Annotated in this window: 10 protein-coding genes and 1 tRNA gene; 4 read left to right on the top strand and 7 right to left on the bottom strand. The window is 69.9% G+C overall.

Going from position 1 to position 13,555, the window contains the following annotated elements; translation table 11 throughout:
* Window positions 1–35: 35 nt before the first annotated feature.
* A complete protein-coding gene (locus tag G4D85_RS43185; RefSeq protein ID WP_240359843.1) occupies window positions 36–1,013 on the bottom strand; it encodes a phosphatase PAP2 family protein in 978 nt (325 codons plus the stop codon).
* Window positions 1,010–3,514 (bottom strand): efflux RND transporter permease subunit, encoded by a 2,505-nt coding sequence (locus G4D85_RS43190; protein ID WP_240359844.1) that lies wholly within the window; start codon window positions 3,512–3,514, stop codon window positions 1,010–1,012. Before G4D85_RS43190 ends, G4D85_RS43185 begins: the two co-directional genes overlap by 4 nt.
* Before the next feature lie 420 nt (window positions 3,515–3,934).
* Between G4D85_RS43190 and G4D85_RS43195 the strand changes: the two genes are divergently transcribed.
* From G4D85_RS43195 to G4D85_RS43205, 3 genes are read left to right on the top strand one after another with little or no spacing between them, the layout of a single operon-like run.
* Window positions 3,935–5,485, top strand: coding sequence for an aminotransferase class I/II-fold pyridoxal phosphate-dependent enzyme (locus G4D85_RS43195; protein ID WP_164020134.1), 1,551 nt, complete (start codon window positions 3,935–3,937; stop codon window positions 5,483–5,485).
* A gap of 7 nt (window positions 5,486–5,492) precedes the next feature.
* Window positions 5,493–6,674 carry a GNAT family N-acetyltransferase gene (locus tag G4D85_RS43200; RefSeq protein WP_164020135.1) on the top strand — a complete coding sequence of 394 codons (1,182 nt, stop codon included), beginning with the start codon at window positions 5,493–5,495 and terminating at the stop codon, window positions 6,672–6,674.
* 18 nt (window positions 6,675–6,692) lie between these two features.
* A complete protein-coding gene (locus G4D85_RS43205) occupies window positions 6,693–7,700 on the top strand; it encodes an NAD-dependent epimerase/dehydratase family protein (protein ID WP_164020136.1) in 1,008 nt (335 codons plus the stop codon).
* A 70-nt stretch (window positions 7,701–7,770) separates the two neighbouring features.
* Here G4D85_RS43205 and G4D85_RS43210 read toward each other — a convergent pair whose 3' ends face one another.
* Together G4D85_RS43210 and G4D85_RS43215 are read right to left on the bottom strand one after the other, a co-directional pair.
* Complete coding sequence (locus G4D85_RS43210; protein ID WP_164020137.1) at window positions 7,771–8,397, bottom strand: MlaC/ttg2D family ABC transporter substrate-binding protein; 627 nt, start codon at window positions 8,395–8,397, stop codon at window positions 7,771–7,773.
* A gap of 54 nt (window positions 8,398–8,451) precedes the next feature.
* Window positions 8,452–10,206, bottom strand: coding sequence for a TolC family protein (locus G4D85_RS43215; protein ID WP_164020138.1), 1,755 nt, complete (start codon window positions 10,204–10,206; stop codon window positions 8,452–8,454).
* A 290-nt stretch (window positions 10,207–10,496) separates the two neighbouring features.
* On the opposite strand from G4D85_RS43215, the gene G4D85_RS43220 reads away from it, so the two are divergent.
* Window positions 10,497–11,420: a class I fructose-bisphosphate aldolase gene (locus G4D85_RS43220; RefSeq protein ID WP_164020139.1), complete on the top strand. Its 924-nt coding sequence runs from the start codon at window positions 10,497–10,499 to the stop codon at window positions 11,418–11,420.
* A 203-nt stretch (window positions 11,421–11,623) separates the two neighbouring features.
* On the opposite strand, the gene G4D85_RS43225 is transcribed toward G4D85_RS43220, so the two are convergent.
* From G4D85_RS43225 to G4D85_RS43235, 3 genes are all read right to left on the bottom strand, one after another.
* Window positions 11,624–11,696 (bottom strand) — tRNA-Ala (locus G4D85_RS43225).
* A 55-nt stretch (window positions 11,697–11,751) separates the two neighbouring features.
* A complete protein-coding gene (locus G4D85_RS43230) occupies window positions 11,752–12,153 on the bottom strand; it encodes a hypothetical protein (protein ID WP_205525955.1) in 402 nt (133 codons plus the stop codon).
* A 57-nt stretch (window positions 12,154–12,210) separates the two neighbouring features.
* Window positions 12,211–13,491: an RsmB/NOP family class I SAM-dependent RNA methyltransferase gene (locus G4D85_RS43235; protein WP_164020193.1), complete on the bottom strand. Its 1,281-nt coding sequence runs from the start codon at window positions 13,489–13,491 to the stop codon at window positions 12,211–12,213.
* Window positions 13,492–13,555: the final 64 nt, after the last annotated feature.

The following is a 13,555-nucleotide window of genomic DNA, read 5'->3' on the forward strand; positions in this document are numbered from 1 at the left end:
GCTCGCGGGGTGGGTGGGGACGACGCGAGGCCGGCTCAGGGCCGTACGATAGCGTCCACCGGGACGGAGCGCGCGGCCCTCTCGCCCTCGCGCTGGCGGGCGGCGCGGGACACGCCCAGGGCCAGCCCCGTCACCACCATCACCAGCGGCACCGCGCACACCAGGTCCGTGGCGTAGTGGAAGCGCCCGGCCAGGGTGGCGATGATGAGGCCCAGGCCCGGCAGCAGCATCAGCCAGAACAGGGGCCGGGAGAACCGCCACGCATAGAAGAGCACCAGCAGCGTGGTGCCGCTGTGGCCCGAGGGGAAGCAGTCCCGGACGTACGTCGGCGTGCGCATCACCGAGTCCAGCAGCTGCGTCACCATGACGCCCTGCAGCGGCCCGTCGAACGCGCCGATGAGGAAGTAGCGCGGCCCGATGGCCGGCACCAGCGCGTAGGCCGCGTAGTTGAGGAAGAACATCAACCCGAGGCCGGTGAGGTACTCGCCGAAGTCGGAGAAGACGCCGCGGGCCCGCCGGTAGAGCACCACCCCCAGCACCACCGGCCAGACGAAGTGGCCGTAGTAGCAGACCATCAACACGTCATTGAGCCAGGGCGGGACGAGACGCTCCAGCTCCACCGCGGCCTGGAAGCCGAACAGCTGCTGGTCCGCGGCCACCAACTGCGCGTCCTTCAGGATGGGATTGAGCGTGTCCACCACCGGCGACAACCACCCGTGCGACAGCACCGACACCGGCAGCAGCCACCAGTCCGCGAGGGTGGTGAGCATTCGGTTGTGCGGGTACATGGCCGCCAGCGTGCGGAGCACCAACGGGCCAGAGGCCATGAAGGCGAACAACCCCGCATTGGGCAGCGCGTCCGGCGCCCAGCGCCCCGGGCCCACGAGCACCAGCGCGGCCAGCGAGCAGGCGGTGATGACGATGAGGTCCACCGCGTTCAGGTGGACCTGTACGTCGTGCTCCCGCAGCCTCTGAGCCAGACGGCGGCGACTCTGGAAGGACCAGGGATTCACGCTGACTTCCGCTCCCCCGGCGACTCGCTGTCCGCGCCGGCCACGCCAAGCTCCAGGCTCCGGACGACGGCGCCCTCCTCCACCGTGACAGCCTTCCGCGCCTTCCAGCGCTCCAGGAGGGCCAGCATCGCCGGGAAGAAGACCGTGGTCCCGAGAAAGGTGCACACGACGCCGAGCAGCGCAATCTGCCCGATGCTGCGCAGCCCCTGGTGGTTGGCGACGAGCAGCGCGCCATAGCCGGCCGCGTTCGACAGCGTGGCCACCACGGCCGCCAGCCCCGTGTGCCGCACCACCTTGCCGAGCGAGCCGGGCCCCTCTTCCTCGTACCGGTGGAACAGGTGCACCGAGTTGTCCACCGCGATGGCAAGCAGGTTGGGCAGCACCACGGCGTTGATGAAGTTGAGCTGCACGTCGAAGAGGTACATGCCGCCCGCCAGGCACGTCATGCCCAGGAACAGCGGCCCGGTGACGAGCAGCGCGCGCTTGAAGCTGCGCAGGCTGAGGAGGATGACGAAGAACACCACCCCCGCCGCGGACCAGAGGATGAGCGGCCCGTCCGCGCGCACCAGCGCGAAGATGCGCGCGGCGATGCGGTTGCTGTCCAGCACCGCCATGTCGATGCCGCGCGCCTTCGTGCCCTCCACCACCTGGTCGATCTGCGCCGCCCAGCGCTTCAGGTCGTCCGTGTCGTAGTTGGACACCGAGGGGAACAGCAGCAGGAACATGCCCTTGCCGTCCGTGGCCTCGAAGCGGCGGCGGGCCTCCACCGGCAGCGCGTCCAGCCCGTAGGGCTTCGCCGCCACCATCTGCTCGAACTCCTTCAGCCGCGCGTCCTCATGCATCTCCGAAGGCAGGCCCTGGAACAGCGTCCGGAGGCCGGCAAGCTCCTCCTCGCGGCGCTTCAAGTCCGAAGGCACCAGGTCCGTGAGGGACGCGCTGCGCAGGAACACGGAGTCGGCCCCGTTGCGGCGCTTCACCTCCGCGATGACCTCCTCCACCTGCCCCACCTGCTTCAGGTCCTCCACCAGGAAGATGGCCGGGTTGAGCGGCTGGCCCAGCTGCTCGGTGACGTGGTCGTCCAGGCGCGAGGACGGCGAGTCACCCTTCAGCTTGCGCATGTCCGTCTCGAAGCCGAGCCGGGGGGCCACGGCCACCGAGAACACCGCGAAGCCCACCACCGCCAGCGCGAGCGCTGCGATGACGGACGTGGGCCAGCGCTTCCACTCGCGCCCGGGCCCGGCCTCCACGGTGGCGGAGCCCTCCGCCGCGGGCGCGGCGTCGGCGCGCGCGGGGCGCAGCCGCTCGGCGATGGCCAGCAGCGAGGGGCCCATGGCGTACGCCGCCAGCACCGCCAGCAGCACGCCCAGTCCCGCCAGGAAGCCGAACTGGTTGAAGGCGTGGAACTGCGCCAGCAGCAGCACGAGGAAGGCCGCCGCGTTCGTCACGGCCGAGGTGAGCGCCCCGCCGAAGGTGCCCCGCACCGCGGCGGCCAGCGCGTCCCGCGAGGACCGCGTCTGCCGCTCCTCCCAGTAGCGCATGCACAGGTGCACGCCGTACTCGATGCCCAGGCCGATGAGGATGGCCACCAGGAAGCCCGTCACCACGTTCAGGTGGCCGATGACGAGCCAGGCGATGCCGAACGTCAGTAGCAGGCCCACCAGGACGGGCAGGCCCACCACCGCCAGCGCGGCGATGCGCCGGGTGGCCAGCAGGATGAGCCCCACCGCGATGAGCGCGGACAGGAGGCCGGCGCGACCCAGGTCCCCCTGCATCACCGCGTCCTCCTCGATGCGGCTCTGGAAGTTGCCCGTCGCCTCCAGCGCCACCGAAGGGAAGCGCTCCGCCGCCAGCGCGCGGCCGGTGCCCATGGCCAGCTCCACGAAGCGCCGCGCGAAGCCCAGGTCCCCCGCCGTCCCCGACGGCTTGATCATCAGGTAGACCTCGGTGCCGTCCGCGTTGGCGAGGTACTCCTTCATGGGCGCGTCGGGCGCGTGCTTCCTGGCAATCGCGTCGAAGTCCGGCGGCGCGGGCGTGGCCCCCAGGTCCACGAAGAACGGGTTGGCCCGCATGCGCTCGTAGCGAACCCGCGCCTCCAGATCCGCGCGCAGCCCCGCCAGCTTCTCCACGGGCAGCAGCAGCAGCCCGTTCCGGCGGAAGAACTCCACGTCATAGCTGTGCTCGACGTAGCGGACCTCCGGCAGCACCTCCAGGCGGAGCTTCAGCTCGGCCGCGTAGGCCTTGAGCCGCTCCGGGGTGTCGCCCTTCGCCACGATGACGAGGTACCCGTCGCCCCCCGCCTTCTGCGACACGCGTGTCAGGTCCTGCACTTCGCGGGCACCCTGGGGGAGCAGCTCCACGAACGAGCCGCGGAACTCCAACCGCGACGCCAGTGCCATACCGCCCGCGGCCAGCAGCGCGAAGACGAGCAGCACCTGCCAGGGCCGCGACACCGCCGCATGGATGAATCCGTCAAACCACCGCTGTCGCAGAGACCTCGCCAACGTCCGCTCCTCGATGAATGCCCGGAGAAGCAAGTTCCCGGCCAGACAAATGGTCCCCGCAAACAACAGGCCCGGGAAAAGTCTTCCAGGCCTCCGGAGGCCCTCCGGTGGGCGTGCAGCCATGGGCACACGGGGGGTTCCAGTATCCACCAGGCAACAGCCGTGTGCCGGCGGCGTGCCACCAAAGTCGCGGTGCTGTCAAGACGGGGACCTATTAGGGGTCCTCGCACGGGACTCAAGCAACAGTCCGCGCCTTGACACTGCCGCTATCCCTCTTTATTCACGGCCCCGCGTCCCCCGTGGGAGGTCGCTGGACGCAGATTTGCCAGGTCGGAACGAGCCCTGCATGGGCGTGGCGACCGGTGATCCGCAGTCCCCCGAGGATCCACCCTCCCGACGCAGCAGCAAGAAAGACCACCCATGAGCGACGTCTTCGACAAGTGCCATAACTGGAAGGACTACCGCATCGCGAAGGCCACGGGACTCTACCCGTACTTCCGAGCCATCGAAGCGTCCCACGGCGCCACCGAGGTCGAGATCGAGGGCAAGCGCGTCATCATGGTGGGGTCCAACAACTACCTGGGCCTCTCCGCGGATCCGCGCGTGAAGGAAGCCGCCATCAAGGCGACGGAGAAGTTCGGCACCACGTGCTCCGGCTCGCGCCTGCTCAACGGCACGCTGGCGCTGCACGAGGAGTTGGAGGCGCGGCTGGCGAAGTTCCTCAACCGCGAGGCCGCCATCGTCATCTCCACCGGCTTCCAGACGAACCTCGCGCTGGCGTCCATCCTCGGCCGGCACGACATCGTCTTCAGCGACCGGCAGAACCACGCGTCGCTGGTGGACGGCATCCGCCTGTCCTTCGCCACCGAGCGCAAGTTCCGCCACAACGACATGGACCACCTGGAGCAATTGCTGTCCCAGGCGGACCCGAACGCGGGGAAGATCATCATCACCGACGGCGTCTTCTCCATGGAAGGCGACCTCTGCAACCTGCCCCGCATCACCGAGCTGGCGAAGCAGTACAACGCCCGGGTGATGACGGATGACGCCCACGCCATGGGCGTGCTGGGCGAGAAGGGCCGCGGCACCTCCGAGTACTTCGGCCTGGAGAAGGAGACGGACCTCGTCATGGGGACGTTCTCCAAGAGCTTCGCGTCGCTGGGTGGCGTGCTGGCGGGCCCCTTCGACGTCATCAACTACATGCGGCACAAGTCGCGCTCGGTCATCTTCTCCGCGTCCATGACGCCGGCGTCCATCGCCGCGGCGCTCAAGGCGCTGGAGATCATCGAGGCCGAGCCGCAGCGCCGCGAGCGGCTGCTGGACATCGCGGAGAAGATGCACAACGGCTTCCGTGCCATGGGCTTCGACACGGGCGTGTCGGTGACGCCGGTGGTGCCGGTGCACATCGGCGACCAGGTGAAGTGCTTCCGCTTCTGGCGCGCGCTGCACGAGGCCGGCGTCTTCGCCAACCCGGTGATTCCGCCGGCGGTGGAGGCGGGCCACGCGCTCATCCGCACCTCGTACATGGCCACGCACACGGACGCGCAGCTGGACCGCGTGCTGGACACCTTCGAGACCATCGGCCGCAAGCTGAGCGTGATTCCGGAGACGCGGCCCTCGGTGTACGAGCCCGTGCAGATTGCCCGTCCGGGCACCCGCGTGCTGAGCAACAAGGCCAGCGAGAAGTGGGCGGCGGGCTCCGCCGGCCTGCTGGCGGACAAGGGCGGCCTCACCCTGGAGCAGCTGTCTCGCATGTCCTCGCGCGAGGTGGCCGGCAGGCTCTTCGACGCGGTGGAGCAGCTCACCTGGCGCGCGGCCAACCTGCAGCCGGAAGACCTGCGCAAGCTGGGCACCGCTCCGATGAAGCTGTGGGAGAAGCGCGGCAATCTGCCGGGCCTCCTGCTGGAGAAGGGCGCCCACTTCTTCATGCGCAACGGCACCAACGGCGCCCAGTCAGAAGACAGGAGCTAGTCCCCAAATGGCCCTCCCCGCCGAGCCCTCGGCCGCGTCAGCTTCGCTCCCGCCCCTGCCCTCGGACGTGCAGGTGACGCCCGTGCGCGGCTCGGCGGAGAAGATGCAGTTCATCCGCTTCCCGTACGCCCTCTACAAGGACGACCCGAACTGGGTCATGCCGCTGGAGATGGAGCGCAAGGACTTCCTGGACCCGAAGAAGAACCCCTTCTTCCAGTACGGCGAGGTGGAGCTGTTCCTCGCGCGGCGGGGCAAGGACCTCGTGGGGCGCATCGCGGCCATCCGCAACCCGCGTTACATGGAGGAGCAGGGCACCAAGGAGGGCTTCTTCGGCCTCTTCGAGTGCGTGAATGACGCGGGCATCGCCCGCGCGCTGCTGGACACGGCGGCGGCGTGGGTGCGCGAGCGGGGCATGACGTCCATGCTCGGGCCGGCCAACTTCTCGTCCAACCAGGACTGGGGCCTGCTCATCGACGGCTTCGACACGCCGCCGGCCATCATGATGCCGCACAACCCGCCCTACTACCTGGGGCTGCTGGAGGCGTGCGGCCTCACCAAGGCGAAGGACCTCTACGCCTTCGAGCTGTCCTCCTCCGCGCAGCCGCCGGAGAAGGTGGTGCGAATCGCGGAGAAGATGCGCCAGCGCGAGGGCATCACCGTGCGCCCGGTGAAAATGAAGGACATGGCCGCCGAGGTGGAGCGCATCCGCGACATCTACAACTCCGCCTGGGAGAAGAACTGGGGCTTCGTGCCCTTCACGGACGCGGAGTTCGACCACCTCGCCAAGGACCTGAAGTCCATCGTCCGGCCGGAGCTGGCGCTGATGGCCGAGGTGAAGGGCGAGCCGGTGGCCTTCTCTCTCACCGTCCCCGACGCGAACCAGGCCATCAAGGCGGCCAACGGGCGGCTCACCCACTTCGGCCTGCCCATCGGCCTGGCGAAGCTGGTGCTGGCCTCGCGCCGCATCAACCGGCTGCGCCTCGTCATCCTCGGCATCAAGCCGGGCTACCGGCGCCGCGGCCTGGACGCCATCCTGTACCTGGACACGCTGCGCACGGCGAAGCAGCTGGGCTACGTGGGCGGCGAAATCTCCTGGACGCTCGAGGACAACCACCTCGTCAACCGCGCCATCGAGTCCATGGGCGCGAAGCGCTCCAAGACGTACCGCGTCTTCCAGCGCCCGCTGTAATCCCTCACGGAGTCCGCATTGCGTTTTCTGCTCACCGGCGGCACGGGGTTCATCGGCCAGCGGCTCGCGCGCCGCATCATCGACCGGGGTGACACGCTCACGGTGCTGGTGCGAGGCAGCTCGCGCCGGGGCCCCCTGGAGGCCCTGGGCGCGCGCTTCGCGGTGGGCGACCTGACCACGGGCGAGGGGCTCGCCGAGGCCGTGCGCGACGTGGACTGCGTGCTGCACCTCGCGGGCGTCACCAAGGCCCGCGAGCCCGCCGGCTACTTCGAGGGCAACGCGAATGGCACCCGCCGCGTGGTGGAGGCCATGGCCGCCCTGCCCCACCCGCCCCGGCTGGTGTACTGCTCCTCGCTGGCCGCCGCCGGGCCGTCCACGCCCGAGCGCCCGCGCCGCGAGGAGGACGCTCCGGCGCCCGTCTCCATCTACGGCCGGAGCAAGCTGGGCGGTGAGGACGCGGTGCGCGAGCTCGCGGACCGGGTGCCTTGCGTCATCCTCCGGCCGCCGATTGTGTACGGGCCGGGGGACACGGAGTTCATCCCCTCCATGCTGCCCATGGCTCGCAAGGGGCTGGCCATCAAGAGCGGCTTCGGGCCCAAGCGCTACTCGCTCATCCACGTGGATGACCTGTGCACCGCGCTGCTGGCGGCCGCCGAGCGCGGCCCCACGCTGACGAAGGACGACCCCGCCCGGGGCGTCTACTCCGTGTCCGATGGCGGCGAGCACACCTGGGAGGACGTCTGCGGGGCGCTGGCCGGGGCCCTGGGCCGGGGCCGGCCCACGGTGGTGCCCGTGCCGGACGTCATCGGCTACCTGATTGGCCTGGGCTCGGAGCTCATGGCCCGGCTGAAGGGCACCGTCCCCATCCTCAACCGCGACAAGGTGCGGGAGATGACGTGCCCCGCCTGGACGTGCACCACCGAGCGCGCGAGCCGCGAGCTCGGCTTCGCTCCCAGCATCCCCCTGGCCCAGGGAATCGCCGGCACGCTGGCCTCGTACCAGCACCAGCTGGCCAGCGGGCACTGACGCTGAAACGCACGAAGGCCGGGGCCCTCCTGGGAGGGACACCCGGCCTCGACGCGGCAGCCGCCTGCTTTCAGCCGCCCGTGCCCTGTGCGGGAGCCGGGGCCGCCGCGCCACCCTTCGCGGACTGCGCGGCGTTCTCCTTCTCCAGCTGTGCCCGCTTGCTCTTCAGCGTGGTGAGCAGGCCGTCGAAGCCCTTGTCACCGAGCAGCTTGCGGAACTGGCCCTTGTACGTGTCCACGAGGGACACCTCGTCGGTGACGACGTCGTAGATGCGCCACTCGCTCTTCGCGCTGGTGCGGTACAGGCGGTAGTCGACGGGAATCTGGTCCTTCTTCAGGGTGAGGGTGGTGTTGACCGTGGCCTCGTTCCCCTGGACGGCCTCCTTGCCGTACTTCACCTCGGCCTGGGCCTGACCGATGGCCTTCTGGGCGTAGGAGGCGCGCAGCAGGCCCGTCATGGTGTCGGTGAACTCCTTCTGCTGGGCGGGGGTGAGCGTGGCCCACGTCTTGTCGCCCAGCGCACGCTTCGCCAGCTCCCCGAAGTCGACGAACTTCTCGACGACGGTGGCGAGCGACGCGGCGGTGGCGCCGGGAGCGTTGGCCGCCTTCTGCACATCTGCATTCCCGGATTTGACGACCGTGAGCGGGCCGGCGGGTGCGGCGGCAAGCAGGGTTGCGGCGAGCAGGGATGCAATCATGGTTTTTCGGCTCCGTGGTGGAGGACGCTAGAGAGGACAGCTGCGTGGCGGTGGTTATTCACCCGCCCCCGGGGGTGTTCCGGTGACGCGGTTCAGGGCGGCCATTCCCACCCGGACGTCGTGCCAGCTCTTGCCCCTCTCGCCAGACGCCTGGGCATAGGCGGTGAATGCATCCACCAGGTCCCGCGTCTCACCCGTGCCCAGGTCGAAGGCGGCGAAGGCGGCCGTCACCCAGCGGCGGGCGTTCTTCTCCGCCTCGCTGAAGGCCTTCGCGCGCGCCCACGCCGCCACCAACTCGCCGTGCACCTTCGTCACCTCCAGGCGGATGCCGGCGCGGAGCTGCTTCTCCTGGGCGCGGAGCTTCTCCAGCTCCGCGCGCGCCTGCTCGAGCTGCGCGTTCTTGATGGGGATGTCGAAGGTGGCGCGCATCACCAGGCCCAGCCCGACGGTGCGCTCGTTGTACGGGTCATACGCGAAGGGGTTCGTCTGGCGCGTGGCGCTGCTGGTGTAGCGGACGTCGTAGAAGCCGGCGAGCCCCAGGTCCGGGTAGTAGCTCCGCTCGCGGATGAACACCTCCGACTCGCGCGCGGCGATGCCGGCGGTGATGGCGGTGAGCTCCGGCCGGTGCTGCTCGGCCAGCGACAGGGACTGCTCCACCGAGGGCGGCGCCACCTCCTCTTCCGGCGCCAGCTCCTCTTCCACAACGGCCACCGGCTCGTCCGGGGCCGCGTTGGCCAGCAGGCCGATGGCGGCCTGCGCGAACTTCAGCCCCTGATGGGCCTCCGCCTTGCGCGCCTCCACCAGTTGGCGGAAGAAGCGGACCTTGTACATGTCCACCGGGGACACCTGGGGGGACTCTTCCTTCAGCAGCGCGTCGATGCGCTCGGCGGCGTCCTCCAGCCGCTTCGACACGTCTTCAATCTGCTGCAGCCCGGAGCGCGCCAGCTGGTAGCCGAAGTAGGCCTGCGCGGCCTGGAAGCCCGCTTCGTCCCGGGCCCGCTCGCGCAGCGCCGCGCCCAGCACGGGCCCCTGTGAACCCGCCTTCTCCAGCGCGGACAGCTTCCCGAAGGTGTAGACCGGCAGCACCGCGTTGCCCGTGGAGAACACCGTCACGCCCAGGCGGCCGAAGTTGGCGTCGCCCTCGCGGGACGCCTCGGTGAGGTTGCCCGCGGCATCGATGCGCGCCTCGGGCACGGGGCCACCCACGCCCATGGAGAGCTCGAACCTGGGGAACCAGGCCCACTTCGCCTGCTGGTAGAGCGCCTGGAACCTGCGCAGCTCCGCGGTGGCCTCCTCCACCCGCGAGTCCGTGGCGCGGGCCTTCTCCACCAGTTGCGCCAACGTCAGCGGCGCCGCGCGCGGGGCAGCCCCCTGGCCGGAGGGAGCCTCGCTGACGGACTCGCTCACCTGCTGCGCCTCCCGCCCGGGCTCACGCGCGGGAACTCCCGACACGTTCCGTCCGCCATTGGCGTCCGGCGACACCGTCGTTTCGGGGGCAATGGCCGGGGGCCCGGGGGGAAGGCTCACCGCACCGGAGCCCGTCCTTGGCGTGGGCAGGTTGCTCCCGGACGTCCCTCCGCCCGGCGAGGGCGTGCCCGGAGTCCCCGTGCCGGAGGTTCCGGGAGCGGGCGAGGAGGTGCCCGAAGTCCCCGTGCCGGAAGTGCCGGGAGCGGGCGAGGAGGTGCCCGTTCCTGGAGTGGGTGAAGGGCTCGTTCCCTGCCCGGCCGTCCCCGGGGTGAGCTGCGCAGCCGAGAGCCCGGCCGCCAGCACCAGCGCCACTGTCACGCCTCGTTCCAGATGTCCGCGCATTACTCCCGCCTCGTGCGGGCCCCCATATCCGAGTTGCCCGCAAGGACACAGCATCTCTGTTCAGGGCTGCGCCGTCATCGCCCTTGTTCGTCCCCTTTCCATCGTCTGATCCCCTCCGGAAGCCCTGCTCTGGCCGCGTGGAGTCCGTCCTGCCGGGAGCGCTGCCTCCGAGCTCACGTGGAACCGGTGACACTCGCGCGAGAAAATGAGTTGGTTGGATGTGCCGTATGCAGCAGATTGCGGTCGTTCCCGAGTCGGGCCGCAGGGCCCACCTACCGAGGACCCCACACATGGCCTATACCGATCGCGTCAAGCAGATCCTGTCCTGGTACACGTCTGACAGCCCCGGCACGCTGACCAACCTGGCCCGGCTGATGAACACCGGCACGCTCGCCGGCACGGGCAAGTTCGTCATCCTCCCGGTGGATCAGGGCTTCGAGCACGGTCCCGCGCGCTCGTTCGGTCCGAACCCCGCCGGCTATGACCCCGACTACCACGCGCAGCTCGCCATCGACTCCGGCTGCAACGCCTACGCGGCGCCGCTGGGCTTCCTGGAGGCGATTGCCGGCAAGTACGCGGGCGAGATTCCCCTCCTCCTCAAGCTCAACAACTCCGACTCGCTGGCCAAGGTCCCCAACCCGATGTCCGCGGTGACGGCCTCCGTGAAGGACGCCGTGCGGCTGGGCTGCGTCGCGGTCGGCTACACGATCTATCCGGGCTCCGGCGCGCGCAACGAGCAGTACGAGGCGCTCCGGGAGATCATCGCCGAGGGCAAGTCCTACGGCCTGCCCACCGTCGTCTGGGCCTACCCCCGCGGCAACATGTCCAAGGAGGGCGAGACGGGCATCGACGTGATTGCGTACGCGGCGCAGATCAGCGCCCAGCTCGGCGCGCACATCATCAAGGTGAAGCCGCCGCAGGACCACATCGAGCAGCCCGAGGCGAAGAAGGCCTTCGAGAAGGCCGGCATCCCCACCAAGACGATGGCGGACCGCGTGCGCGAGGTGGTGCGCTCCGCGTTCAACGGCAAGCGCATCGTCATCTTCTCCGGCGGCGAGGCCAAGGACACGCCGGCGCTGCTGGAGGAGATCAAGCAGATCAACGCGGGCGGCGGCTTCGGCTCCATCATGGGCCGCAACGCCTTCCAGCGTCCGCACGGCGAGTCCGTGAAGCTGCTCAAGGACGTGATGAACATCTTCGCCAGCAAGGAGTAGGCGTCCTCGCGGGCCCCAGGCCCCGAAACGCGAAGGCCCGTCAGGTCTCCCTGGCGGGCCTTTTCATTGAGCGCTGTGGCCCGGAAGGCACGGCTCGCGCGCCACGCGTTGGACGCCCGGGCACGCATGGGCGAACACGCACGCCGTTGCCGGAAAACAAAAAGGCCCGCCTAGTTTCCCGGGCGGGCCTCTTCATTTCAGAGTGGAGCTAATCGGGATCGAACCGATGACCTCTTGAATGCCATTCAAGCGCTCTCCCAGCTGAGCTATAGCCCCGTCTTTACTGCTGGACCGCTGTGGGAAGCGGCCCGACGTCGAAAGCGGGTGCGTTCTACCGCTTCTTTCCGCCGTTGGCCACAATTGTTTGTGGCTTGGTGGCGTTTTTTCCACCCTTCAACCGCTCCGCGACCTCATCTCCTTCCCGGAGGATGTCCGTCAGCTCGCGCACGTGGGCCTCGGCCGCCTGCTCGGCCGCCTCCACTGCCTTGAGGACCGACGCGAAGCCGGCGGGCAGCTCCAGCTTGCCCTTCTGCACCTGGCGCCAGACGATCTCGCCCAGCTCCTTGAGTGCCCGCTCCTTCTGGTCCTTCAGGATGGTGGACCTGGCGTTGGCCCGGGCCAGGTCCGTGTTGCGCTCGACGGCCTCGCGCAGCTGGGCCAGCCGGGCCTGGGCCGCCTGGAAGGCCTCGTTGATCTGCTTCACCACCTCGGACTGCTTCGGGTCGGCCGCCACGTGGGTGTCACCCCTTGCGAATTCAAACAATTGCGTAGCGTGTGGCCTCGGCGACTGTCAACCCCGCACAGCCTTCCGGAGCCGCGCCGCGAAGAAGCCACCACCGGGCACGCGGGGAGGCAGCGCCTTGAGGTACGGGCCCTGCGCCGCCAGCGCCGCCCGTTCCGCTCCCAGCACGTCTCCCACCGGCTCCAGCGTGAAGTCCGGGTGCTTCGCCAGGAAGGCCTCCACCACGGACTCGTCCTCCTCCGGCATCACCGAGCAGGTGGCGTAGACGATGAGCGTCCCCGGCTTCGCCTGCGCCGCGACCTCCTCCAGCAGCTCGGACTGGGTGGTCTGGTACTTGGAAATCTCCTGGGCGGTGAGCTTCCACTTCTGATCCGGCTCGCGCGCCAGCGAGCCCGTGCCGCTGCATGGGGCGTCGATCAGCAGCACGTCCGCCTCGGACAGCGGCAGCGGGTGCGGGAAGGCCACCTGGCGCAGGGAGAGGTTGCGCACGCGCTCGCGCGCCTCGGCCAGCCTCCGCCGGGAGCGGTCTCCCGCGAGCACCTTGCCGGTGGGCCCCACGAAGTCCGCCAGCGCCAGCGTCTTGCCACCCGCCCCCGCGCACACGTCCGCCACGGTGAGCCCCGCCAGCGTGCCGCCCACGGGCCGGCACAGCTCGGAGATGAGCTGGCTGCCCACGTCCTGCACCTGGAGCTTCCCGGACTTCATCACCTTCGTCTCGAAGATGCGGTGGCTGGAGTCCACGACGCGCACCGCGTCCGGAGCGGCCGCCACCGGCTCCGCGGCGACGCCCTCTTCCGCCAGCGCCGCCAGCACCGCGTCGCGCGTGCCGGGAGGCCGCACGCGGAAGTGCAGCGCGGGCTCCTCGTCCAGCGAGGCCAGCAGCCCCTCCAGCACGTCTGGTGGGTACACCTCCGCCAGCCGCACCACGAGCCAGGTGGGGAACGAGTACCGCACCGCCAGCCGCTCCGCCGGAGACTCGGGCAGGGGGGCTTCCGGCAGCGGGCGCTCCACCACCTCCTGCAGGAGGTCGTCCTTGATGGTGCGCGGGCGCACCGGGCCGGGCAGCCGCACCTCGGGGCCGATGCGCTTCCAGTCCTCGCCGCAGAAGATGCGCCGCCAGAGCGCATAGCGCACCAGGGCCTGGTCCTCCGTGAGGCCCACCTTGCCCATGGTGTGGCCCAGCAGGCGCGCGGCCAGGTCGAGCAGCCGCTGGTGCCGGGACAGCTCACGCACCGTCAGGGCCGCGAAGCGCCGCTCCTGCCCGCCCAGGCCATCCGCCTCGCGCAGGGCGTCCCCCAGCGCGGCCTTGAGCGGCTCACCTCGAAGAATCTTGATGTGCGCCTGGAGCGCCGCCGTCGCAGCACGTCGGGACGGACGGCCGAGCCGGGCCGCG

Source organism: Pyxidicoccus trucidator, assembly GCF_010894435.1.
GTDB lineage: Bacteria > Myxococcota > Myxococcia > Myxococcales > Myxococcaceae > Myxococcus > Myxococcus trucidator.

What these genes read in the sequence shown, in the direction of transcription:
- G4D85_RS43200 (WP_164020135.1), top strand. Translation starts at nt 5,493, where the DNA reads ATGGCCCTCCCCGCCGAGCCCTCGGCCGCGTCAGCTTCGCTCCCGCCC.
- G4D85_RS43215 (WP_164020138.1), bottom strand. Translation starts at nt 10,206, where the DNA reads ATGCGCGGACATCTGGAACGAGGCGTGACAGTGGCGCTGGTGCTGGCG.
- G4D85_RS43195 (WP_164020134.1), top strand. Translation starts at nt 3,935, where the DNA reads ATGAGCGACGTCTTCGACAAGTGCCATAACTGGAAGGACTACCGCATC.
- G4D85_RS43220 (WP_164020139.1), top strand. Translation starts at nt 10,497, where the DNA reads ATGGCCTATACCGATCGCGTCAAGCAGATCCTGTCCTGGTACACGTCT.
- G4D85_RS43210 (WP_164020137.1), bottom strand. Translation starts at nt 8,397, where the DNA reads ATGATTGCATCCCTGCTCGCCGCAACCCTGCTTGCCGCCGCACCCGCC.